Origin of the sequence: Streptomyces hokutonensis (assembly GCF_000376565.1) — a bacterium.
GTDB classification, from domain to species: domain Bacteria; phylum Actinomycetota; class Actinomycetes; order Streptomycetales; family Streptomycetaceae; genus Streptomyces; species Streptomyces hokutonensis.
This window is the reverse complement of sequence record NZ_BARG01000021.1, coordinates 1-21,366: the sequence shown is the minus strand read 5'-3', so window position 1 is coordinate 21,366 and position 21,366 is coordinate 1. Positions and strand designations below refer to the sequence as shown.

At 70.2% G+C, this 21,366-nt stretch carries 23 protein-coding genes; 13 read left to right on the top strand and 10 right to left on the bottom strand.

Going from position 1 to position 21,366, the window contains the following annotated elements:
* Window positions 1-6 precede the first annotated feature (6 nt).
* The 3 genes from SSP08S_RS10150 to SSP08S_RS10140 all read right to left on the bottom strand — a co-directional run bounded on the left by SSP08S_RS10150 (window position 7) and on the right by SSP08S_RS10140 (window position 2,806).
* Window positions 7-1,467, bottom strand: coding sequence for a peptidoglycan D,D-transpeptidase FtsI family protein (locus tag SSP08S_RS10150; protein ID WP_019067475.1), 1,461 nt, complete (start codon window positions 1,465-1,467; stop codon window positions 7-9).
* 64 nt (window positions 1,468-1,531) lie between these two features.
* A complete protein-coding gene (locus SSP08S_RS10145; RefSeq protein ID WP_026178357.1) occupies window positions 1,532-2,002 on the bottom strand; it encodes a GNAT family N-acetyltransferase in 471 nt (156 codons plus the stop codon).
* A 30-nt stretch (window positions 2,003-2,032) separates the two neighbouring features.
* Window positions 2,033-2,806, bottom strand: a complete 774-nt coding sequence (locus tag SSP08S_RS10140; protein WP_019067473.1) for an IclR family transcriptional regulator — start codon at window positions 2,804-2,806, stop codon at window positions 2,033-2,035.
* Between the two features lie 140 nt (window positions 2,807-2,946).
* On the opposite strand from SSP08S_RS10140, the gene SSP08S_RS10135 reads away from it, so the two are divergent.
* Together SSP08S_RS10135 and SSP08S_RS10130 are read left to right on the top strand one after the other, a co-directional pair.
* Window positions 2,947-4,476: an aldehyde dehydrogenase (NADP(+)) gene (locus SSP08S_RS10135; RefSeq protein WP_078532403.1), complete on the top strand. Its 1,530-nt coding sequence runs from the start codon at window positions 2,947-2,949 to the stop codon at window positions 4,474-4,476.
* 105 nt (window positions 4,477-4,581) lie between these two features.
* The gene (locus tag SSP08S_RS10130; RefSeq protein WP_019067471.1) at window positions 4,582-5,190 is read left to right on the top strand and encodes a DUF1349 domain-containing protein; all 609 of its coding nucleotides are present in this window, start codon (window positions 4,582-4,584) and stop codon (window positions 5,188-5,190) included.
* On the opposite strand, the gene SSP08S_RS10125 is transcribed toward SSP08S_RS10130, so the two are convergent.
* Window positions 5,150-6,520 carry an MFS transporter gene (locus SSP08S_RS10125; protein WP_026178356.1) on the bottom strand — a complete coding sequence of 457 codons (1,371 nt, stop codon included), beginning with the start codon at window positions 6,518-6,520 and terminating at the stop codon, window positions 5,150-5,152. The two genes, SSP08S_RS10130 and SSP08S_RS10125, sit on opposite strands and share 41 nt — an antisense overlap.
* A 139-nt stretch (window positions 6,521-6,659) precedes the next feature.
* On the opposite strand from SSP08S_RS10125, the gene SSP08S_RS10120 reads away from it, so the two are divergent.
* The 6 genes from SSP08S_RS10120 to SSP08S_RS10095 all read left to right on the top strand — a co-directional run bounded on the left by SSP08S_RS10120 (window position 6,660) and on the right by SSP08S_RS10095 (window position 11,691).
* Window positions 6,660-7,598: a GlxA family transcriptional regulator gene (locus SSP08S_RS10120; protein WP_019067469.1), complete on the top strand. Its 939-nt coding sequence runs from the start codon at window positions 6,660-6,662 to the stop codon at window positions 7,596-7,598.
* Window positions 7,595-8,086 (top strand): GNAT family N-acetyltransferase, encoded by a 492-nt coding sequence (locus SSP08S_RS10115; RefSeq protein ID WP_019067468.1) that lies wholly within the window; start codon window positions 7,595-7,597, stop codon window positions 8,084-8,086. The genes SSP08S_RS10120 and SSP08S_RS10115 overlap by 4 nt, the downstream gene beginning before the upstream one ends.
* 79 nt (window positions 8,087-8,165) lie before the next feature.
* Complete coding sequence (locus SSP08S_RS10110) at window positions 8,166-8,879, top strand: DsbA family oxidoreductase (protein WP_019067467.1); 714 nt, start codon at window positions 8,166-8,168, stop codon at window positions 8,877-8,879.
* 96 nt (window positions 8,880-8,975) lie between these two features.
* Window positions 8,976-10,025 (top strand): aminotransferase class V-fold PLP-dependent enzyme, encoded by a 1,050-nt coding sequence (locus tag SSP08S_RS10105; RefSeq protein WP_019067466.1) that lies wholly within the window; start codon window positions 8,976-8,978, stop codon window positions 10,023-10,025.
* A 21-nt stretch (window positions 10,026-10,046) separates the two neighbouring features.
* On the top strand, window positions 10,047-10,664 hold the full coding sequence (locus tag SSP08S_RS10100) for an RNA polymerase sigma factor (RefSeq protein ID WP_019067465.1): 618 nt from the start codon (window positions 10,047-10,049) through the stop codon (window positions 10,662-10,664).
* Window positions 10,665-10,689: 25 nt separating this feature from the next.
* The gene (locus tag SSP08S_RS10095; RefSeq protein WP_019067464.1) at window positions 10,690-11,691 is read left to right on the top strand and encodes a maleylpyruvate isomerase family mycothiol-dependent enzyme; all 1,002 of its coding nucleotides are present in this window, start codon (window positions 10,690-10,692) and stop codon (window positions 11,689-11,691) included.
* Window positions 11,692-11,700: 9 nt separating this feature from the next.
* On the opposite strand, the gene thpD is transcribed toward SSP08S_RS10095, so the two are convergent.
* From thpD to SSP08S_RS10065, 6 genes are all read right to left on the bottom strand, one after another.
* Window positions 11,701-12,591, bottom strand: a complete 891-nt coding sequence (thpD, locus tag SSP08S_RS10090) for an ectoine hydroxylase (protein ID WP_019067463.1) — start codon at window positions 12,589-12,591, stop codon at window positions 11,701-11,703.
* Between the two features lie 5 nt (window positions 12,592-12,596).
* Entirely contained in the window at window positions 12,597-13,001 is a 405-nt protein-coding gene (locus SSP08S_RS10085) for an ectoine synthase (protein WP_019067462.1), read from the bottom strand.
* Between the two features lie 54 nt (window positions 13,002-13,055).
* Window positions 13,056-14,327 (bottom strand): diaminobutyrate--2-oxoglutarate transaminase, encoded by a 1,272-nt coding sequence (gene ectB, locus SSP08S_RS10080; RefSeq protein ID WP_019067461.1) that lies wholly within the window; start codon window positions 14,325-14,327, stop codon window positions 13,056-13,058.
* A 46-nt stretch (window positions 14,328-14,373) separates the two neighbouring features.
* The gene (gene ectA / locus SSP08S_RS10075; protein ID WP_026178352.1) at window positions 14,374-14,880 is read right to left on the bottom strand and encodes a diaminobutyrate acetyltransferase; all 507 of its coding nucleotides are present in this window, start codon (window positions 14,878-14,880) and stop codon (window positions 14,374-14,376) included.
* Between the two features lie 243 nt (window positions 14,881-15,123).
* Window positions 15,124-15,381 carry a mycothiol transferase gene (locus SSP08S_RS62835; RefSeq protein WP_043259373.1) on the bottom strand — a complete coding sequence of 86 codons (258 nt, stop codon included), beginning with the start codon at window positions 15,379-15,381 and terminating at the stop codon, window positions 15,124-15,126.
* A gap of 95 nt (window positions 15,382-15,476) precedes the next feature.
* Window positions 15,477-16,577, bottom strand: coding sequence for a pyridoxal-phosphate-dependent aminotransferase family protein (locus tag SSP08S_RS10065; RefSeq protein ID WP_019067458.1), 1,101 nt, complete (start codon window positions 16,575-16,577; stop codon window positions 15,477-15,479).
* 176 nt (window positions 16,578-16,753) lie between these two features.
* Here SSP08S_RS10065 and SSP08S_RS10060 point away from each other — a divergent pair, with 176 nt between their 5' ends.
* The 5 genes from SSP08S_RS10060 to SSP08S_RS10035 form a co-directional block, all read left to right on the top strand.
* Window positions 16,754-17,605, top strand: a complete 852-nt coding sequence (locus tag SSP08S_RS10060; RefSeq protein WP_019067457.1) for a transporter substrate-binding domain-containing protein — start codon at window positions 16,754-16,756, stop codon at window positions 17,603-17,605.
* Window positions 17,602-18,435, top strand: a complete 834-nt coding sequence (locus SSP08S_RS10055) for an amino acid ABC transporter permease (protein ID WP_026178351.1) — start codon at window positions 17,602-17,604, stop codon at window positions 18,433-18,435. The genes SSP08S_RS10060 and SSP08S_RS10055 overlap by 4 nt, the downstream gene beginning before the upstream one ends.
* Window positions 18,432-19,220: an amino acid ABC transporter ATP-binding protein gene (locus tag SSP08S_RS10050; RefSeq protein WP_019067455.1), complete on the top strand. Its 789-nt coding sequence runs from the start codon at window positions 18,432-18,434 to the stop codon at window positions 19,218-19,220. The genes SSP08S_RS10055 and SSP08S_RS10050 overlap by 4 nt, the downstream gene beginning before the upstream one ends.
* A gap of 64 nt (window positions 19,221-19,284) precedes the next feature.
* The gene (locus tag SSP08S_RS10045; protein WP_078532402.1) at window positions 19,285-20,376 is read left to right on the top strand and encodes an amidohydrolase family protein; all 1,092 of its coding nucleotides are present in this window, start codon (window positions 19,285-19,287) and stop codon (window positions 20,374-20,376) included.
* Window positions 20,377-20,507: 131 nt separating this feature from the next.
* A partial coding sequence (locus tag SSP08S_RS10035; RefSeq protein ID WP_019067453.1) for an SCO1860 family LAETG-anchored protein occupies window positions 20,508-21,366 on the top strand: 859 nt, incomplete at its 3' end.

Below are 21,366 nucleotides of genomic sequence, written 5' to 3'. Positions count from 1 at the left end.
CGCTCGCTAACTCTTCAGCGCCGCCTTCATCATCGCCTTGGCCACCGGGGCCGCCAGGCCGTTGCCGCTGATCTCCGACCTCGCCGCGTCCGACTGCTCGACCACGACCGCCACGGCGACCTCTTTCCCGGTGTCGTCGGACTTGCCGTAGGACGTGAACCAGGCGTACGGGGACTGGTCGTTGTTCTCGCCGTGCTGGGCCGTGCCCGTCTTGCCGCCCACCGTCACGCCCGCGATCCGGGCGTTCGTGCCGGTGCCGTCGGTGATGACCGTCTGCATCGCCGACTGGAGCTGCTGGGCGGTGTGCGAGCTGACGATCTCCTTCGTCGTCGTGCTGTCGTCGTAGTTGTGGACCACGTCGCCGCCGCTGTCGGTGGTCTCCGACACCATGTGCGGGGAGACCAGCTTGCCGTCGTTGGCTATGGCGGCCGACACCATGGCCATCTGGAGCGGGGTGGCGGTCACGTCGTACTGGCCGATGCCCGTCAGGGCCGTGGACGACTTGTTCATGTTCGACGGGTACACGCTCGGATACGCCCGCACCGGGATGTCCAGCTTGTCGTCGTTGAAGCCGAACTTCTCGGCCATCGCCTTGACCTTGTCCTGCCCGAGGTCGACGGCCATCTTCGCGAACACGGTGTTGCACGAGTACTGGAGCGCGACCCGGATCGAGGCGTTGGTGCAGGGCGCGGAGGAACTCTCGTTCTTCAGCGGGGTGACCGTGCCCGGCAGGGTGTACGGCGAGGGGCTGGTCGTCTTCTCGTCCACCGAGGAGTAGAGCCCGTCCTCCAGGGCGGCCGCCGCCACGACCAGCTTGAACGTGGAACCCGGCGGCAGCGGCTGGCGCAGCGCGCGGTTGGTCAGCGGCTTGTCAGGGTCGGCGTTGAGCTGCTTCCAGGCAGCGGCGGCGGTGTTCGCGTCGGTCAGCTTCGAGGGGTCGTAGGACGGCGTCGAGACGACGGCGAGGATCTTGCCGGTCGTCGGATCGATCGCGACCGCGGCGCCCTTCTTGTCGCCGAGCGCCTCGTACGCGGCCTTCTGCACAGCCGGGTCGATCGTCGTGACCACGTTGCCCGGGGCCGCCCGCTCGCCGGTGACCGTGTCCATGACGGTCTTCAGGCCGCTGTCCGTGCCGTCGAGGAGGTTCGCGTAGATCCCCTCCAGCTGCGTCGGCGCGTAGCTCTGCGAGGCGTAGCCCGTCACCGCCGCGTACAGCTTGCCGTCCGTGTAGGTGCGTTTGTACGCGAGGTCGCTGCTGTCCCCTGTCCGCGTCGAGCCGGTGATCGCGTTCCCGGCCACGATGATGTTCCCGAGCGGGTCCGCGTACGTCGCGATCGCGTTGCGCCGGTTGTCCTTGTCGTCCGCGAGCGCCTGGCCGTCGTAGAACTGCACCCAGGTCGCCCTCACCAGGAGGGTGAGCACCAGGAGCAGCGCGAAGACGGAGGCGCGCCTGATCGTCTTGTTCATCCCGCATGGAGGACGAGCGGACGGGACGGGATCGTTCCCTTACGCCGCTTTTCTCATCGAGTGCTCATGAAGTCAGCGTCAGGAGGAGCTCGTCGATCTCCTCGCCGCGCGCGTTCGCGAACCCCCGGTCATCGCCGGTGACCACGAACCCGCACTTCTCCAGCACCCGCCGCGAACCCGCGTTGTCGGCCGCCACGCGCGCGTGCAGCGGTCGTTCGGGCACCTCGGCCAGCAGGTCGCGCAGCGCGGCCGTCGCGATGCCCTTGCCCCAGTAAGCGCGGTCGATCCAGTACGTCACCTCGCGCTCGCCCGGTTCGCCGTACACCGCGGCGCTGCCCACCACGTCACCGTCCACCAGGACCGTGCGCAGCACGTCCGACGAGGCCCGGATGCGCTTCCAGTGGGCGTCGAAGGCGTCCCGGTCGGCCGGGTCCTTGGGCGCGAAGGCGGCCATCCGGAGCGACTCGGGATCGTTGACCTGCCGGAAGAAGACCGGCAGGTCGCTGTCGTGGACCGGGCGGAGCGCGACCTCCATGAATACCTCCATCATGCGGAGCTCCACGAGTCAGAGCCTCCGGGTGGCGAGGGTGAGCCGGTCGCGGGCGTCGAACAGCGCGTCCTTCACCATCTGCTCGTGCGCGGGCGTCAGCCGCGCCACCGGCACCGAGCAGCTGATCGCGTCCCGCGCGGGGGTGCGGTAGGGGATCGCGACGCCGAAGCAGCGCAGCCCGAGCGTGTTCTCCTCGCGGTCCACGGCGAAGCCCTGCTCGCGGACCTGGTGGAGCTCCTCGATGAGCTTCTCGCGGTCGGTGATCGTGTGCTCGGTGAGCGCGGGCAGCGTCTCCGGGAGCATCTTGCGGACCTGCTCGTCCGAGTAGGTGCTCAGCAGCGCCTTGCCCAGCGAGGTCGAGTGCGCCGGGAGGCGGCGGCCGACGCGGGTGAAGGGCCGTAGATAGTGCTGGGACTGGCGGGTGGCCAGGTAGACCACGTTCGTGCCGTCCAGGCGGGCGAGGTGGATGGTCTCCGTGGTGTCGTCCGAGAGCCGGTCCAGGGTGGGGCGGGCCGCCGCGACCACCTCGTCGCCGTCGATGTACGACGTGCCGACGAGCAGCGCCCGTACGCCGATGCCGTACCGCGTGCCCGTGGCGTCCGTCTCCACCCAGCCCAGCTCCACCAGCGTGCGCAGCAGCATGTAGAGGCTGGACTTGGGGTAACCGACGGCCTCCTGGACCGCCGCGAGGGAGTGCATACCGGGCCGGCCCGCGAAGTATTCGAGCAGCTCCACCGTCCGCACCGCGGACTTGACCTGTGCCCCGCCGCCTGTCTCGCCTGCCGACATCGCCCTTGACCCCTTCGTTCGACGAGAACCTTGAGTTATCGTCTCCACGAGCATATTCATCATCAGAGACAGCGTTCAGCATATCGAACGAGCCTGGTGAATGACCCAGAACTGCGGCATTACATGTGGAGGGACCCGCGGTGGCAGCAGCACCAGTCTGGAGTGTCGACCCCCGAACCGGGAAGCAGCGGGAACAGGTTGCGGTGGAGGCCACAGCCCAGGAGGTGGACGCCGCCGTCCGCGCCGCGTACGCCGCACGGGGTTCCCTCGCCGACCGCACGGTCCGCGCGGCCTTCCTGCGCGGCGCCGCCGACCAGCTCGAAGCGGCCAAGAACCAGTTGGTCGAGGTCGCCGACGCGGAGACCGCGCTCGGCCCGGTCCGGCTGAACGGCGAACTCGCCCGCACCTGCTACCAGTTGCGCGCCTTCGCGGACATCGTCGACGAGGGCGCCTTCCTCGACGTCGTCATCAACCACCCCGACGACACGGCCACCCCGCCGATCCCCGACCTGCGCCGCTACAAGGTGCCGCTGGGCGTCGTCGCCGTCTACTCGGCCTCCAACTTCCCCTTCGCCTTCTCCGTCCCCGGCGGCGACACCGCGAGCGCGCTGGCGGCCGGCTGCCCGGTCGTCGTCAAGGCCCACCCCGACCACCCCGGCCTGTCCGAGCTGGTCGCGAAGGTGCTGCGCCGGGCCGCCGCCGAGCAGGGCATCCCGGACGGGGTCCTCGGTCTGGTGCACGGGTTCGAGGCGGGCGTGGAGCTCGTCAAGCACCCACTGGTCTCGGCCGCCGGTTTCACCGGGTCGGTACGGGGTGGCCGTGCCCTCTTCGACGCGGCGGCGTCCCGTCCCGTGCCGATCCCCTTCCACGGCGAGCTGGGTTCCCTCAACCCCGTCGTGGTCACCGAGGCTGCGGCGGCCGAGCGGGCCGAGGCGATCGGTACGGGGCTCGCCGGGTCGATGACCCTGGGCGTCGGGCAGTTCTGTGTGAAGCCGGGTCTGGTGCTGGTGCCGTCCGGTTCCGCCGGGGACGGGCTGGTCAAGTCCCTCACCGACGCCGTCAGTGACACGGACTCCGGGGTGCTGCTCGACCACCGGATGCGGGACAACTTCCTCGCGGGTGTCAGCGAGCGGGTTCAACTCCCCGATGTGGACTCGCCGGTGACGCCCGGCGCGGGCAGCGAGCACACGGTGAGCCCGGGGTTCCTGACAGTGCCGGCGGAGAGGCTCGCGGCCGAAGGGGCGTACGACCTGCTGCTCGAGGAGTGCTTCGGGCCGGTCACTGTGGTGGCCCGCTATGACGATGACGCGCAGGCCAATGCCGTGCTGTCGCGGCTGCCGGGGAATCTTACGGCGACTGTTCATCTGTCGGCGGAGGAAGCGGCCGGGGAAGGGCGTGGGGCGGAGATCCTCGCCGAACTCACGCCGCTCGCCGGGCGGGTGTTGGTGAACGCGTGGCCTACAGGCGTTGCCGTTGCGGCGGCTCAGCATCACGGGGGGCCGTACCCGGCTACGACTTCTACGTCAACGTCTGTTGGTGGTACGGCTATTGAGCGGTGGCTGCGGCCGGTCGCTTATCAGAACACCCCTGAAGCGTTGCTGCCGTTGGAGTTGCGGGACGAGAACTCCCTTGGGCTGCCTCGGCGTTATGACGGGCGGTTGGAGCGGTAGCGCCGTTGGGGTGCGGTGGACTTCGGACTGACGGTCCGTTGTGGCTGGTCGCGCAGTTCCCCGCGCCCCTGAAAGACCTTCGCCTGGGCCTGAGATAGTTAGTGGATGGACTTGGAACTTCCCGAACTGCCCTTCCCCCTCCGCACTTATGGTCCCGACGGGCATTGGTCCTACGAGGACGGTGTGCTCACCGGGTGGGCAGGGCCCCGGCAGGATCGGTTTGTGACGCCTACCGGGGAGGGGCTGGACCCCGCCTCGGACGCGCCCCGGTTGCTCGGGGCGCCGCATGGGGACTTTCAGCTGATCGCTCGGGTGACCGTGGGGTTCGCGGGGTCGTTCGATGCCGGGGTGCTCTACGTCCATGTGGGGGAGCGGGCCTGGGCGAAGTTGTGTCTGGAGTACTCGCCGGACGTGCCCACCGTCTGCACGGTGGTCACGCGGGGGCACTCGGACGACGCCAACTCCTTCACCGTGGACGGGAGTTCGGTGTGGCTGCGGGTCAGTCGCACCGGGCGGGCCTTCGCGTTTCATGCCTCTCGGGACGGCGAGCGGTGGGTCTTCGTGCGGCTCTTCACGCTCGGTGACGAGAAGGAGACGGACGCCGCTCTGGTCGGCTTCATGACGCAGTCGCCGATGGGGGAGGGGTGTGTCGTGACGTACGACCACCTTGAGTTCAGGGCGAGTTGGCCGGACGACCTGAGAGACGGAAGCTGAGCGAGGCCGTCACCGCGAAGAGGGCCGCGCTGATCGCGAGGCTCTCCCGCAGGCCCGTCGTGAAACCGCCGGAGACCAGCGCCCCGAAGACGGCGATGCCCAGCCCACCGGCCACCTGGCGCGCCGAGTTGAGGACACCGGCCGCCAGCCCCGCCCGCTCGGCCGGTACCGCGTCCATCATCACGATGGTCAGTGGCGGGACCGTCAGGGCGCAGCCGACGGCCATCGGTACGAGCAGCACGGCCACCAGGAGCGGGGGCGTGTGCTCGTCGACCCAGAGCAGGCCGAGTGTGCCCGCCGTGGCCAGCAACTGGCCGATCAGCATGGGGAGTCGGGCTCCGTAGCGGCCCGCCAGTTTGCCCGACAGGACGTTCGTGACCGCGATCAGAGCGGCCATCGGGAGGAACATCAGCCCGGCGTACAGCGCCGAACGGCCCTGCACCTGCTGGAAGAAGAGGGAGAAGAGGAAGACCACGCCGTAGAAGGCGATGCTGCACACCGCACCCGCCGCGACCGCCACGGACACCGTACGGCTGCGGAACAGACCGAGCGGCACCACGGGATGTGCCTGGCGGAGTTCGACCCGGACGAAGGCCGCGCCCGCGACGAGGGCGACCAGCGAGGCCACAACTCCCGTCGTGCCGCCCTCGATCACCGCGAAGGTCACGGCGGTGAGTGCCACCACCGCCAGCACCTGGCCCGGCAGGTCGAGCGGCGCGGGGCGGCGTTCCGAGCGCGGTGAGCGGACCAGCAGCGCCAGTGCCACCGCGCCCAGGGGCAGGTTGATGAAGAAGACGCCGCGCCAGTCCCAGACCGTGGTCAGCGCGCCCCCGGCCACCGGGCCGAGGGCCATCGCGATCGCACCCCCGGCCGCCCAAGTGGCCACCGCCCGCGCCCTCTTGGCGGGGTCGGGGTAGGCCTGTCGGACGAGGGACAGCGAGGCCGGCAGGACGACGGCCGCCGCCACACCCTGCGCCACGCGCGCGGCGATCAGCGTGGGCAGGTTCGGGGCCAGGCCGCAGGCCGCCGAGGCGAGGGTGAACACCGTGATGCCGATCGCGTACGCCCGGCTCGCCCCGGCCCGGTCCGCGAAGGCGCCGGTGGACAGCATCAGGGCGGCGAAGGAGAGGGTGTAGGCATCCACCACCCACTGCAGGCCCGCCATCCCGCCGCCGAGCGCCTGTCCGATCGACGGCAGCGCCACGTTCACCACGGACGCGTCGAGGGTGATCAGCGCGAAGCCGAGGAGGGCGGCGGTGAGGGTGAGAGCGGGGGAGGACGGGGTCAAACCGGCGGTGCGGGGCGTGAGTTGGGTGGTCGGCGTTGGCATGTACCCATGCTGCGGAACCGCGACGGCATAGAGTAGTGGCCGGAACGCCATACAGCCGGAGGTTCTGGCCATGCCGAGGAACACGCCGAGGAAACGGCCCCCGCACCGTGTCGCGATCGTCGCGCCGTCCCCCGTCTCCATGTTCAACCTGGCCATCCCGGAGCTGCTCTTCGCCAAGGTCGAGATCGACGGCACCCCCGGCTACGAGGTGACGATCTGCAGCTCCGACGGCGGCCCGGTGGTGACGACCGGCGGCCTGGACCTCCAGGTGGGCCGGGGCCTCGACGTCCTGCGCACCGCCGACACCGTGGTGCTCGCGGGCACCGGTGAGCGCTACGAACCCGATCCGGCCGCGGTCGCCGCCGTCCGCGAGGCCGCCGCCGCGGGCAAACGCGTCGCCTCCATCTGCAGCGGCGCCTTCCTGCTCGCCGAGGCCGGGCTGCTCGACGGCCGCAGCGCCACCACGTACTGGGGCATGGCGGACGAGCTGCGCGAGCGCTACCCGGCCCTCGACCTCAGGGGCGACGTCCTGTACATCCAGGACGGCCAGGTCCTGACCGCCTCCGGTTACGCCGCCGGCATCGACCTCTGTCTGCACATCATCCGCACCGACTACGGCGCCGCCGTCGCCAACGAGGTCGCCCGCCTCGCCCTCGTCGCACCCGTACGACCGGGCGGGCAGACGCAGTTCACCCAGACCCCGCTGCCGCCCGAACGCGGCACCGCCTGCGCCGACACCCGGGGCTGGGCCATGCGCAACCTCGACAAGCCGCTCACCCTCACCGACCTGGCCCGGCACGCGGGCGTCAGCGTCCGCACCCTCACCCGCCGCTTCCACGCCGAGAGCGGGGTGAGCCCCCTCCAATGGCTGCTCCACCAGCGCGTCGAACGCGCCAAGGAACTCCTGGAGACCACCACCCTCCCCATGGACCAGGTGGCCCGCGCCTGCGGCCTGGGCACGGCGGACTCCCTGCGCGGTCACCTGGTCCGACGCACCGGGCTGACCCCGAGCGCCTACCGGGCCCAGTTCACCCGCCTGGGAACCGGAGCGGCGGACCTCACGTCATCGGTCGCATGACGAGTGATCGCGCCACCGACACCCTGATGATCCGCACGGCCCTGCCCGCCGAGGCCGGGGCCGTCGCCGACCTGCACTTCCGCGCCCGGTCGACCTACTACCCCGACGGCCTCCCGCCGTCCGACTTCGACTGGCGCGCCGCCTGGCTGGGCTCCATCGAGCGGCCGGACGGCCATGTGCTGTGCGCGGTCGAGGAGGGCCGTATCGTCGCCGTCGCCTCCTTCCGTACCCCGGAGGACGGCCCGGCGGAAACGGTCAAGCTGTTCCAGTTCCACGTCGACCCCGACCGCTGGCGCTCCGGCCTCGGCACGGCCCTGCACACGGCCTGCGTCGAGCAGTGGCGGGCCGACGCCCGGAAGACCGCCGTACTCGACGTGCATGTCGACAACGAACGGGCGCAGGCCTTCTACGTCCGTCAGGGCTGGGTCGCCGATCCGTCCGACGGCGGTCACCACCTGGGGATGCGGCTGACCCTCGCCGGGGAATGAAGCGGGCCGGAGGAACGTTCACGGGGGAAACGGAGGGACTCTCCGTCAACCGCACACGTCCTGGAAAGAGCCGAAGAAGATGCGCGTCGAAATCTGGTCCGACATAGCGTGCCCCTGGTGCTATGTCGGAAAGGCCCGCTTCGAGAAGGCTCTCGACGCCTTCCCGCACCGCGACGGCGTCGAGGTCGTCCACCGGTCCTTCGAGCTCGACCCGGGCCGCGCCAAGGGCGACATCCAGCCCGTGCTGAAGATGCTCACCAAGAAGTACGGCATGAGCGAGGCGCAGGCACAGGCGGGCGAGGACAACCTCGGCGCGCAGGCCGCCGCCGAGGGCCTCGACTACCGCACCCGCGACCGCGACCACGGCAACACCTTCGACATGCACCGCCTCCTCCACTTCGCCAAGGAGCAGGGCCGCCAGGACGAGCTGATCCAGGCGCTGTACAAGGCGAACTTCGCCGAGGAGCGGTCCGTCTTCGGCGACGACGAGCGTCTCGTCGAACTCGCCGCCGGCGCCGGCCTCGACGCGGACGCCGCCCGCAAGGTGCTGGCCGACCCGGCCGCCTACGCCGACGACGTCCGCGCCGACGAGCGCGAGGCCGCCGAACTGGGCGCGAACGGCGTCCCCTTCTTCGTCCTCGACCGCAAGTACGGCGTCTCGGGCGCCCAGCCCGCCGAGGTCTTCGCCCAGGCGCTGACCCAGGCGTGGGGCGAGCACGCACCGCTCAAGCTGATCGACAACGGTGACGCCGAGGCCTGCGGCCCCGACGGGTGCGCGGTGCCCCAGGCCTGAAAGCCGCAGGTCAGGGGCGACGCATAAGCATCGCTTAGAGGATTCACGCAAAAACGCGCAATGGACGAGGGGCGCACGGCACCGCAGAGTGGAGCCATGGAGACCTTCGAGAGCCTCGTCCGCGCCGAGTTCGCCCCGAAGAACACCTACCTCAACACGGCGAGCACCGGCCTCCTCCCGAGGCGCACCGTCACCGCCATGCACACCGCCGTCGAGGCGGCCTCGGTCGGCACACCGACCGACATGTTCGACGACGTCGAGGCCTCCCGCGCCGCCTTCGCCCGCCTGGCGCGGGTGCCGGTCGGCCGGGTGGCGGCCGGCGCCTCGGTGGCGGTGTACAGCGGACTGATCGCCTCCTCGCTCCCGTCCGGCGCCGAAGTCCTCACCGCCGAGGCCGACTTCAGCTCGGTGGTGAACCCCTTCCACATGCGCGCCGACCTCAAGGTGCGCGCCGTCCCGCTGGAGCGCATCGCCGAGTCGGTACGCCCCGGCACCGCGCTCGTCGCGGTCAGCGCCGCCCAGTCCGCCGACGGCCGGATCGCCGACCTGCCCGGACTCCGGGCGGCGGCACGCGAACACGGGGCGCGCACGTACGTCGACGCCTCGCAGGCCGCCGGCTGGCTGGACCTCGACGCCGACGCCTACGACTACGTCGCCGCCGTCGGCTTCAAGTGGCTCTTCTGCCCGCGCGGAGTCGCCTTCCTGGTCACCCCGGAGGACCTCGGCGACCTCAACCCGGTCTTCGCGGGATGGGTCGCGGGGGAGGCCCCGTGGGACAGCTGCTACGGCCCGGTCGCCGAACTCGCCCACTCCGCCCGCCGGTTCGACGAGAGCCCGGCCCTCTTCTCCTACGCCGGCGCCCGCCACTCCCTCGCCCTGCTGGAGGAGTTGGGCGTGGCCGCCGTACGCACCCACGACCTCACCCTCGCCGACCGCTTCCGCGCGGGCCTGGCCGGCCTCGGTCACGAGCCGGTCCCGTCCCCCGGCGCACCGATCGTCTCCGTCCCCGGACTGGGCCACCGCCAGGGCGAGTTGAGCGCGGCCGGAGTCGAAGTCTCCAACCGGGCGGGGAACCTGCGCGCCGCCTTCCACCTCTACAACACCCCCGAGGACGTCGACCGCCTGCTGGACGTCCTGTCCGGCTGACGCTAGGAAGGGCACCAGGGGGTGGTGCCGGTGCAGCCGACGGGCAGCAGCACGTCCGTACCATCCGCCGCCGACACGGAGCTGCACCGACGGCTCGTGTACGGCGACGAGTCCGCGCTGACCGAGGCGTACCGGATCTACGGCGGCCTGGTGCGCGGGGTCGCCGCACGGGTCACCCGCAGCCCGCTCGCCGCAGAGGACGTGGCGCAGGAGGTCTTCGCCCAACTCTGGAGCAGGCCCTACGCCTTCGACGCGCGCCGCGGCTCGCTGCGCACCTGGCTGTCGCTGCTGGCCCACCGGCGGGCCGTGGACTGGGTGCGCGGCGAGGCCAGACACCGCAAGCACCGGCACGCCGACGACTCGGCGCTGCACGCGATCCCGGACGCCGGGCCGGGCCCGGACGAGACGGTCGTGGACCGCGAGCGCGCCCTGCTCCTGCACACCGCGCTCGCCGAACTCCCGCAACCCCAGCGGGAAGTGGTGCACCTCGCCTACTTCGCGGGCCGCACCTACCGCCAGGCCGCCGCCGAACTCGGCATCCCCGAGGGCACCGCCAAGACCCGCCTGCGCACGGCGTTACGCACCTTGGCCGAGTCTTTGGCGGACCCTCCGGACCCGGCGCTGGAAAGAAGCGCATGATGACGACAAGGAAGGGGGACGTCCGATGACCGACCACGACGGTGTACGGGACCTGCTGGCCGCCTGGGCCTTCGGCGCGCTCCCGCCCGCCGAGCGCAGAAGCGTCCAGCCGCACCTGGCCGAGTGCGAGAGCTGCTCCGCCGAGGCCGCCCGACTGCGGGAGACGGTACGTCTGTTGGACGGCCCGCCGGCGAATGGCACCCAGGCCGAACCCGCCGTGCCCGTCCTCACCCGTGCCCTGCGCACCCGCCCCGCCGCACCCCAAGTCGCCCCGCACGCGGCCCCTTACGCCGCGGCCGTCTCCGGACTCCGCGCCCTGCTCCCCGAGTTGGAGGGCAAGTGGGGCACTCCGGTGGTCCACGACTGGGACGCCCACGCGACACTCGCCCATCTCCTCGCCGCCGACGAGCACTTGGCGGTACGCCTGGGCATCGGCGCGCGCGTCCCCGCCTCCCGGATCGAGGAGGGCGCGGCCTGGGAGGACGCCTGGGACCGCCGTACGACGGACGTCATCGCCCATGAACACGGCCGTGACCCCGGGGCGACGGTCGCCGACTGGTCCGCGCAGGCGACGGACCTCCTCGCGACACCGGAGGCACGCGACTCCGAACTCGCGTCCTGCGCCACGCTGTTGATGGGGATCAGGCTGCCCGTGTCCGACCACTTCGTGGTGCGGGCCTTCGAGACGTGGATCCACACCGACGACCTGGGCCGCGCCCTCGGCCTGCGCGTACCGCCGCCGCCCGAGGAACACCTCGGGCAACTGGTCCGGCTGGCCGTCCGCATCCTCGGCCTGGCGCTCGGTCCCACCGCGCCGCCGGTGCTCTTCGCGATCACCGGCGGGGGCGAGTGGGTGCTGGGCTCCGAGGACGAGCCCGTGCGGGCCGAACTCGTCCTGGATCCCGTCGACTTCTGCCTGCTGGTGGGCGGGCGGTACACCCCCGACGCGGTGCCGCGCGGGGCGACGGGCGACGAGGACGCCGTACGGAACGTACTGGAGCGGGCCGCGGCCCTGGCCTGGCTCTGACCCCGTTCCTCACCTCACCGGCGTGAAGTCCCGGGCCCCGATGAACTCCGGCCGTCGCACCGGCGCCGCGAACGGCTCAACTGCCTGGTTCTCCACGCTGTTGAAGACGATGAAGACGTTGCTGCGCGGGAACGGGGTGATGTTGTCGCCCGAGCCGTGCATGCAGTTGCAGTCGAACCAGGTCGCCGAACCTGCCCTGCCCGTGAACAACTTGATGCCGTACTGGGCGGCCATGTCGGTCAGCGCCTCGTCGGAGGGAGTGCCCGCGTCCTGCATCTGGAGCGACTGGCGGTAGTTGTCCTCGGGGGTCGCGCCCGCGCAGCCGAGGAACGTGCGGTGCGAGCCCGGCATGATCATGAGGCCGCCGTTGGTGTCGTGGTTCTCGGTGAGCGCGATCGACACGGACACGGTCCGCATGTTCGGCAGACCGTCCTCGGCGTGCCAGGTCTCGAAGTCCGAGTGCCAGTAGAAGCCGCTCGCGCCGAAGCCGGGCTTGACGTTGATCCGGGACTGGTGGACGTAGACGTCCGAGCCGAGGATCTGCCGGGCCCGCCCGACGACCCGCTCGTCGCGCACGAGCCGCGCGAACACCTCGCTGATCCGGTGCACCTCGAAGACGGACCGGATCTCCTTCGACTTCGGCTCGACGATCGACCGCTCGTCGGCCCGGATCGCGGGGTCGACGACGAGGCGCTCCAACTCCCGCCGGTAGACGTCGACTTCGTCGTCCCGCAGGAGCTCCGGCACGGCGAGGAAGCCGTCGCGCTCGAAGGCCCCGAGGTCGGCCGGCGGGATCGGTCCCGGGGTGTCGGGGGAACCCCAGACGACGGGGTCCTTGCGCGGGACGGACACCTCGGTGGTGCCGCGGCTGGGGTACAGGTCGGTGACTGTGGTCGTCATGCTCGTCAGACCTCCTCGGGTTCGGTCAGCAGCGGGTAGACGCCGTTCTCGTCGTGGTCCTCCCGTCCGGTGACGGGCGGGTTGAAGACACAGATGCAGCGGAAGTCCTCCTTGATCCGCATCGTGTGCCGCTCGTGTCCGTCGAGGAGGTACATGGTCCCGGGCGTGATCGTGTACGTCTGCCCGGTCTCGTTGTCGGTCAACAGGGCTTCGCCCTCGACGCATACGACGGCCTCGACGTGGTTGGCGTACCACATGGACGTCTTCGTACCCGCGTAGAGGACGGTCTCGTGGAGCGAGAAGCCGACCCGCTCCTTGGCGAGGACGATGCGCTTGCTCTCCCAGGTGCCGGACGCGGCCTTGATGTGCCGGTCGGTGCCTTCGAGTTCCTTGAACGAACGGACAATCACGGTGCTGTGACGCCTCCTTGATGTGGTGTCAGATGGTCGGGCGGGTCGGGGTGTTCAGACGGTTTCGCGTACGGCTCGGGCGAGGATGCTCAGGCCCTCGTCCAGCTCCTCCGGGGTGATGGTCAGCGCGGGGAGCAGTTTCACGACCTCGCCCTGCGGGCCCGACGTCTCGACGAGCAGGCCGAGTTCGAAGGCGCGGGCGCAGATCCGTCCGGCGCGCTCGGGGTCCTTGAACTCGATGCCCCAGACCAGTCCGCGGCCCCGGTACTCCTTGATGTCGGCGAGGTTCTCCTCGGTGATGGAGATCAGCCCCTGCTCGACCTGCTCACCGCGGGTCCGGGTCTGCTTCTCCATCGCGGAGCCGTCCGCCCAGTACGTCTCCAGGGCTGCGGTCGCGGTGACGAACGCCGGGTTGTTGCCGCGGAACGTGCCGTTGTGCTCGCCCGGCTCCCAGATGTCCAGCTCCGGCTTGAACAGGCACAGCGACATCGGAAGGCCGTAGCCGCTGATGGACTTGGAGACGGTGACGATGTCGGGCACGATCCCCGACTCCTCGAAGGAGAAGAACGCGCCGGTGCGGCCGCAGCCCATCTGGATGTCGTCGACGATGAGCAGCATGTCCTGGCGTTCGCACAACTCGGCGAGCGCGCGCAGCCATTCGGGGCGGGCGACGTTGATACCGCCCTCGCCCTGCACGGACTCGACGATCACGGCGGCCGGCTTGTTGAGGCCGGAGCCCTGGTCCTCCAACAGCCGCTCGAACCACAGGAAGTCGGGGACCTTGCCGTCGAAGTAGTTGTCGAACGGCATCGGCGTCCCGTGCACCAGCGGGATGCCGGCACCGGCCCGCTTGAAGGCGTTGCCGGTCACGGCCAGCGAGCCCAGCGACATCCCGTGGAAGGCGTTGGTGAACGACACGATCGACTCGCGGCCCTTCACCTTCCGCGCCAACTTCAGCGCGGACTCGACGGCGTTGGTGCCGGTCGGGCCCGGGAACATCACCTTGTACGGCAGGTCGCGGGGCCGCAGCACCAGGTCCTGGAAGGTCTGGAGGAACGCGCGCTTGGCGCTGGTCGACATGTCGAGCCCGTGGGTGACGCCGTCGCGCTCCAGGTAGTCGATCAACGCCCGTTTCAGGACAGGGTTGTTGTGCCCGTAGTTGAGCGAGCCGGCGCCCGCGAAGAAGTCGAGGTAGGCGTGGCCGTCCTCGTCGTACATACGGCTGCCCCGGGCCCGGTCGAAGACGGTGGGCCAGCCGCGGCAGTAGCTGCGGACCTCGGACTCCAGGGTCTCGAAGACAGTGAGATCGGGCTGGGTGATGGTCACGCGAATCGCTCCTAAGGGGGTGTGGGGGGTGTCGGAGGCCGCGGCCTCAGAGGCTCAACGGGCCGATCCGGTACAGCACTTCGGGGTCGTGCGGTCCGTCCGGGAAGTCACCGGCCTCGAACAGCACCGTGCGCTCGACGGTGGCGCCGTGGCGTTCGGCGTACGACGTGAAGAGGCGCTCGGACGCGGTGTTGCCGGGCGAGATCGTGGTCTCGATGCCGGTCACGCCGTACTCGGCGGAGACCCGCTCGGTGAGCCCGTCGAGCATCCGCGCGGCCAGCCCACGGCCGCGCTGCGCGGCGTCGACGGCCACCTGCCACACGAGCAGCGTGCCCGGCCGGTCCGGCGGTACGTACCCGGTGACGAAACCGACCGGCTCCCCGCGCTCGTCCCGCACGACGGCGGACGTACCGGCGAAGTCCCGGCACCACAGCAGATAGCTGTACGACGAGTTCAGGTCGAGGGCGTTCGAGTCCTTGGCAATACGCCAGAGCGCGGCGCCGTCGGCCACCGTGGGGCGGTCTATGTGCAGGTCTGCTCGGGTGGCGGTCATGCAAATTTAATTTACCGAGGGAAATTCGAAATTGCATGGAGGATCGGGGTTACGTCTGGGGCTGTGCTGTGTTATCACGCGTGCGAGTGCGGGAGGTATGCGGCGGTTTGACCATTAGATAAAGGGCAAAACGGTCCGTCTGTGTAACGGGTCACAAGGGTGTAACCCTCACGAGATCTACGCGAATTATTTGCGTTTAGGTGCGCGGAAATCGGGCAGAAGAATTCTGGAATTACATCCGAATTAGGCGCCGGTCATACCGTCGATACTTTCCCGCAAGATATCGGCGTGACTGTTGTGCCGCGCGTACTCCTCGACCATATGAATAAGCACCCACCGCAGACTGACCTCGACGCCGGCCATCGGCCCGTCCGGGATCCGCCCGAGGTAGTCCGGCGCCGGCCGGGCACAGTGCTCCTGCCGTGCACCGGCTGCACGTCGAGCCCGAACACCCGCTGGAACCAGATCCGTTCGACCTCGGAGTCTGTGACTGCGGACCACTGCCACTCCCAGCCCGCCCGGCCTTTGAGGACGAGGCCGTTGAGGCCGATCGGGAGTCCGGGGGCGGAGCCCCTGGGGGGTACCTCGGCCGAGGGTTACCGCCACGCCCCGTCCACGGCGGTCCGAGCCGCCTCCAGGTCCACCCGCACCCCCTGCTCGGCCAGCGCCGCGCCCAGTGCAGCCACAGAGCTCTGTACCGCGTCCGGTGTCGCGTCGACGCCGTAGTGGTTGACCCGGATCATCTCCTTCGCCAGGGCGCCGCCGCCCGCTGCCAGGGGCAGGGTGGGGTTCGTCGCCAGGGCGCTTGCCGTCAGGTCCGACGCGATGATGTCCGGCGGTGTCCTGAGGGTCGTGGCGACCGGTGCGGCCTCGGTCGCGTCGCGGACGTACGGTTCCAGGCCGCCGCCCAGGGCCAGGGCGCCGGCCCGTGTCGCCGCGGCCGCGACGGCGTGGCGGCGCATCACCTTGTCGAGGCCCTCCGCCTCGATCCGCTCGACGCATGCCTCCAGGGCGAGCATCTCCAACTGGGCCGGGGCGTGGAGGAGGGTCTTGCGGCCCGCGTCCACCCAGCGGTCCTTCCAGTCGAGGAGAGAGAGGTACGAGCGGCGCGGGGCCCCGGGGTTCGACGTCATACGGGCCCATGCCCGTGCGCTCACCGACACCGCCGACACGCCCGCCGGGCCGCCCATCGCCTTCTGCGCCCCGATCACGCACAGGTCGACACCCCACGCGTCCGGCAGCACCGGCTCGGCGCCGATGGAGGCGACCGCGTCGAGGTAGAAGAGGGCACCGTGTGCGCGGACGGCCTCGCCGATCTCCGCGACCGGGTTGGTGTTGCCGGTCGCGGCCTCCGCGTGGACCAGGGAGACGAAGTCGATCTCCGGGCGCTCCGCGAAGGCCTCCCTGATCTGGTCCGCCGTCACCGCCGTGTGGAAGGGGACCGCCAGGTCGATCACCTCGGCGCCGCAGTCCCGCAGCCAGTTGCCGAAGGTCTGCCCGTAGGGGCCGGTGATGACGTTCAGCGCGACCGTGCCCGGACCGGCCGTCGAACGGATCGCGCCCTCCAGCGGCAGCAACGCCTCGCCCTGCATGATCACGACATCCTGCTCGGTGCCGAGCAGCCGGGCCACCCGGTCCTCGATCGCGGCGAAGTGCGCGGCGCTCAACGGGGCCAGGTCGAGGAAGGGGTGCGTCACGGCGGTGCTCTTTCACTCGCGGGGGTCGATGGGAACGAGGGTATCCGGCGCCCCTGGGGCCCCTCTGACCGGCGACTTCTTAGCCCGTACGGCCCCCTGGCCGGCGCCTCACCACGAGCGGTCCGCCCCGCCCATCCGAATAATCGGAAGCCACAGTTCCGTCACAGGAGGCCTCCGTGAACACGCTCCTCGGCCGCCGGGCCCGCACCCTGGCCGCCACCACCGCGACGGCCGCACTCGTCCTCGTGGCCGGCTGCACGTCGAGCGACAGCGGCGGCAGCGGTTCGAAGACCGCCGCCGGTGGCGTCGAACTCGTCAAGGCCGGCCGGCTGACCACCTGCACCCACCTGCCCTATCCGCCCTTCCAGTCCGAGATCGACGGCAAGGTGCAGGGCTTCGACGTCTCCCTCATCGACCTGGTCGCCAAGGACCTCGGTGTGAAGCAGCAGATCCTGGACACCCCGTTCGAGAACTTCAAGACCGGTGCCTTCCTCAACGCCGGCGAGTGCGACCTGGCCGCCGCCGGCATGACCATCACCGCCGAGCGCAAGAAGAACGTCGACTTCTCCGACCCGTACTTCGACGCCACCCAGGCCGTCCTCGTCGACAAGAAGAGCGGGATCACCTCCCTCGCCGACGTCAAGACCAAGGGCAAGAAGCTCGGCGCGCAGGCGCAGACCACCGGCGAGGACTACGCGAAGAGCAAGGGCTTCGACCCCGTCTCCTTCGAGTCCTCCGACGCCGTCCTCAACGGCCTGCGCACCGGCCAGGTCCAGGCCGTCATCATCGACTACCCGGTCGTCCAGGGCTGGCTCAAGACCAAGGCCAACGCCGACGCCTTCCAGGTCGTCGACAACCTCAACACCGGTGAGCAGTACGGCTTCACGGTCAAGAAGGGCAACACCAAGCTCCTCGCCGCCATCAACAAGGCGATCAAGGACGCGAAGGCCGACGGGACGTACAAGAAGCTGTACGAGAAGTGGATCGGCCCGTACGACGCCTCGGCCGCCTCGCCCTCGGCGTCATGACCGCTGCCGACACCCAACTCCAGCCCAAGGCAAAGGGGCTGACGCGCCGTCAACGGCGCAGGCTGTCCAGGGGAGTTCAGTACACCGTGTTCCTCGGCGCGGTGATCGCCTTCGCGGTCACCGCCGACTGGGGCCGCCTGAAGAACCAGTTCGCGCAGTGGAGCATCGCCAAGCAGATGTTCCCCGACGTCATCACGCTGGCGCTGAAGAACACCGTGCTCTACACCCTGTCCGGCTTCGTCTTCGGACTCGTGCTGGGCATGGTCGTCGCGCTGATGCGGCTGTCGTCCGTCGGCCCGTACCGCTGGCTCGCCGGGATCTACATCGAGATCTTCCGCGGACTGCCCGCCCTGCTCATCTTCATCTTCGTCGGTGTCGCCGTGCCCCTCGCCTTCCCCGGAACGGAGATCGTCGGCGGCACGTACGGCAAGGTCGCCCTCGCGCTCGGCCTGGTGTCGGCCGCGTACATGGCGGAGACGATCCGGGCCGGCATCCAGGCGGTGCCCAAGGGGCAGTTGGAGGCGGCCCGTTCGCTCGGCTTCTCGCCGGCGCGGGCCATGGTGTCGATCGTCGTCCCGCAGGCCTTCCGGATCATCCTGCCGCCGCTGACCAACGAACTCGTCCTCCTTTTCAAGGACTCCTCCCTGGTCCTCTTCCTCGGCGTCACGCTGGAGGAGCGCGAACTGTCCAAATACGGACGGGACTTGGCGAGTACGACGGCCAACTCCACGCCCATCCTGGTGGCGGGCCTGTGCTATCTCCTCGTCACGATCCCGCTGAGCTTCGTCGTACGCCGTATGGAGACCAAGACCGGGGAGGCCGTGCGATGACCGCTCCACCCGGGAACCCCGAGATCGAAGTGCGCGGCCTGCACAAGTCGTTCGGCACGAATGAGGTACTGCGAGGCATCGACCTGGAGATCGGGCAGGGCGAGGTGGTGTGCGTCATCGGCCCGTCCGGCTCGGGCAAGTCGACGCTGCTGCGGTGCGTGAACCTGCTCGAAGAACCCACGCAGGGTCGGGTGTTCGTCGGCGGTACCGAAGTCACCGACCCGGACGTGGACATCGACGCCGTACGCCGCCGTATCGGCATGGTCTTCCAGCAGTTCAACCTCTTCCCCCACCTGACCGTCACCGAGAACCTCACCCTGCCCCAACGCCGGGTCCTGCGCCGGGACAAGGCGGCGGCGGAGAAGGTCGCCGCCGAGAACCTGCGGCGCGTGGGCCTCTCCGAGAAGGCCGCCGCCTACCCCGCGTCCCTCTCCGGCGGCCAGCAGCAACGCGTCGCGATCGCACGGGCGTTGGCGATGGACCCCGAGGTGATGCTCTTCGACGAACCGACCTCCGCACTCGACCCGGAACTGGTGGGCGACGTACTGGCGGTCATGCGGATGCTCGCGAACGAGGGCATGACGATGATGGTGGTGACTCACGAGATGACGTTTGCGCGCGAGGTCGCCGACCGGGTGGTGTTCATGGACGGCGGGGTGATCGTCGAGGACGGCACGCCGGACCGGGTCATCGCCAACCCGCAGCACGATCGAACGCGCCATTTCCTGTCCCGTCTATTGGACCCGGCGATGTCTGAGGTACCGGACGACGAGAGCGCCCCTTAGAGGCGCGGGGAACTGCGCGACCAGCCACATCGAAACCCGCACCCGACGAACTATCGTGCGTCCCATGAGCGATCAACCGGTGCTGCACGTAAAGGGCCGGGTCCTGGTGGGCCCCGAGGACATCCGCGACGAACTCTGGGTGATCGACGGCCGCGTCTCCTACGACCGTCCCGTCGACGCCGATGACATCCGCACGGTCGACGGCTGGACCCTCCCCGGCCTCGTCGACGCCCACTGCCATGTGGGCCTCGGCCCCCACGGCCCCGTCGACGCGGCCACCGCCGAGACACAGGCGCTCACCGACCGCGACGCCGGCACCCTGCTCCTGCGCGACGCCGGCTCGCCGTCCGACACCCGCTGGATCGACGACCGCGAAGACCTCCCGAAGATCATCCGGGCCGGCCGGCACATCGCCCGCACCCGCCGCTACATCCGCAACTTCGCCCACGAGATCGAACCGGACGAACTCGTCGCCTACGTCGCCCAGGAAGCCCAACGCGGTGACGGCTGGGTCAAGTTGGTCGGCGACTGGATCGACCGCGACCTCGGCGACCTTTCGGCCTGCTGGCCGCGTGAGAGCGTGGAGGCGGCGATCGCCGAGGCCCACCGGCTCGGCGCGCGCGTCACCGCGCACTGCTTCGCGGAGGACGCGCTGCGCGACCTGGTCGAGGCCGGCATCGACTGCATCGAGCACGCGACCGGCCTCACCGAGGACCTCGTCCCGCTGTTCGCCTCGCGGGGCGTGGCGATCGTCCCGACCCTCGTGAACATCGCGACCTTCCCGAAGCTCGCCGAGGGCGGCGACGCCAAGTACCCACGCTGGTCCGCCCACCTGCGGCGACTGTACGAGCGGCGCTACGACACCGTGCGCGCGGCCTACGACGCCGGCGTCCCGGTGTACGTCGGCACCGACGCGGGCGGGTCCCTGGCCCACGGCCTGGTCGCCGCCGAGGTCGCCGAACTCGTCACCGCCGGCATCCCCGCCGTAGAAGCGCTGTCGGCGACCGCGTGGGGTGCGCGGCGGTGGCTCGGACGGCCCGGGCTCGAGGAGGGCGCGTCGGCGGACTTCGTGGTCTACGAGACGGACCCGCGCGCCGATGTGCGCGTCCTGGCGTCGCCGCGACGGGTGGTGCTGAACGGGCTGGTGGTCGAATAGTCGGCAGCCGATTCGAATACGTTCACGGAAAACCCACGATGGGGTGAAGTGACGCAGGATCGCTGACGGTTCACCCTTCGTGGGTAATTCTTACCGGGTCCCAAGCATGTCTCTTCTGGGGGTCCCACACCTTGAACGGCACCAACTTCCGCATGCCCGCACGCCGTTGGGCCACCGTCGCCGCGGCCACCGTCCTCGCCGCCGGGCCCGCGACGCTGGCCGGCGCGGGGTCCGCCCAGGCGACCACCGACCAGGGTCGCGCGAGCGCCGTCGTCCTGCGTACCGGGCTCGACGTGTCCCTGCTCAACAAGACCGTGGACGTCCCGCTCTCGGTCTCCCTCAACGAGGTCCAGGCGCCGGGGAGTGCCGAAAAGACCGCGCTCTCCGCCCAGTTGGACGCGGTGAACGGCGGGCAGCCCTTCAGTGTGCTCAGCGCGGATGTCGCCACGGCGAAGGCGACGGTCTCCGCGACGAAGGCCGAGGGGTACACCGACCTCGCCCATGTCCGGCTCCATGTGCCCGGGTTGCCGTTGCTCTCGCTCATCGAGGTCGACGCGGTCACGTCCAAGGCGACGTGCGAGGCGGGGAAGGCGCCGGTCGCCACGTCGCATCTGCCGGGTTCTGTGACGGTGCTCGGCAAGCGGGTCACGGTGACCGCCAGTGGTCCTACGGAGGTTCAGGTGCCGGGGGTCGGGTCGGTGCGGCTCGACTTGTCCAAGACGTCGACCACGTCCCGTACGGCCGCGGCCACCGCGCTCGAACTCAAGGTGTCCGTCAACCCGTTGAAGCTGAACGTGGCGGATGTGGAGGGGACGGTGACGTTGGCGCGGGCGACTTGTGAGGCCCCCTCGGTCGCCGCCGACGTGAAGCCGCAGGGGGCTCCGGTGGAGGAGGGGTTGGCCGAGACGGGGGGTAGCTCCATGACGCCGTATGTCGCGGGTGGGGCGGTGGTGTTGCTGGCGCTGGGTGCGGGAGCGGTGATCACGGCGC

Bases quoted from the DNA above. Each gene is read 5' to 3' on its own strand.
- SSP08S_RS10150 (WP_019067475.1), bottom strand. From the start codon at position 1,467: ATGAACAAGACGATCAGGCGCGCCTCCGTCTTCGCGCTGCTCCTGGTG.
- SSP08S_RS10145 (WP_026178357.1), bottom strand. From the start codon at position 2,002: ATGGAGGTCGCGCTCCGCCCGGTCCACGACAGCGACCTGCCGGTCTTC.
- SSP08S_RS10140 (WP_019067473.1), bottom strand. From the start codon at position 2,806: ATGTCGGCAGGCGAGACAGGCGGCGGGGCACAGGTCAAGTCCGCGGTG.
- SSP08S_RS10130 (WP_019067471.1), top strand. From the start codon at position 4,582: ATGGACTTGGAACTTCCCGAACTGCCCTTCCCCCTCCGCACTTATGGT.
- SSP08S_RS10125 (WP_026178356.1), bottom strand. From the start codon at position 6,520: ATGCCAACGCCGACCACCCAACTCACGCCCCGCACCGCCGGTTTGACC.
- SSP08S_RS10120 (WP_019067469.1), top strand. From the start codon at position 6,660: ATGTTCAACCTGGCCATCCCGGAGCTGCTCTTCGCCAAGGTCGAGATC.
- SSP08S_RS10115 (WP_019067468.1), top strand. From the start codon at position 7,595: ATGACGAGTGATCGCGCCACCGACACCCTGATGATCCGCACGGCCCTG.
- SSP08S_RS10110 (WP_019067467.1), top strand. From the start codon at position 8,166: ATGCGCGTCGAAATCTGGTCCGACATAGCGTGCCCCTGGTGCTATGTC.
- SSP08S_RS10105 (WP_019067466.1), top strand. From the start codon at position 8,976: ATGGAGACCTTCGAGAGCCTCGTCCGCGCCGAGTTCGCCCCGAAGAAC.
- SSP08S_RS10095 (WP_019067464.1), top strand. From the start codon at position 10,690: ATGACCGACCACGACGGTGTACGGGACCTGCTGGCCGCCTGGGCCTTC.
- thpD (WP_019067463.1), bottom strand. From the start codon at position 12,591: ATGACGACCACAGTCACCGACCTGTACCCCAGCCGCGGCACCACCGAG.
- ectA (WP_026178352.1), bottom strand. From the start codon at position 14,880: ATGACCGCCACCCGAGCAGACCTGCACATAGACCGCCCCACGGTGGCC.
- SSP08S_RS10055 (WP_026178351.1), top strand. From the start codon at position 17,602: ATGACCGCTGCCGACACCCAACTCCAGCCCAAGGCAAAGGGGCTGACG.
- SSP08S_RS10050 (WP_019067455.1), top strand. From the start codon at position 18,432: ATGACCGCTCCACCCGGGAACCCCGAGATCGAAGTGCGCGGCCTGCAC.
- SSP08S_RS10045 (WP_078532402.1), top strand. From the start codon at position 19,285: ATGAGCGATCAACCGGTGCTGCACGTAAAGGGCCGGGTCCTGGTGGGC.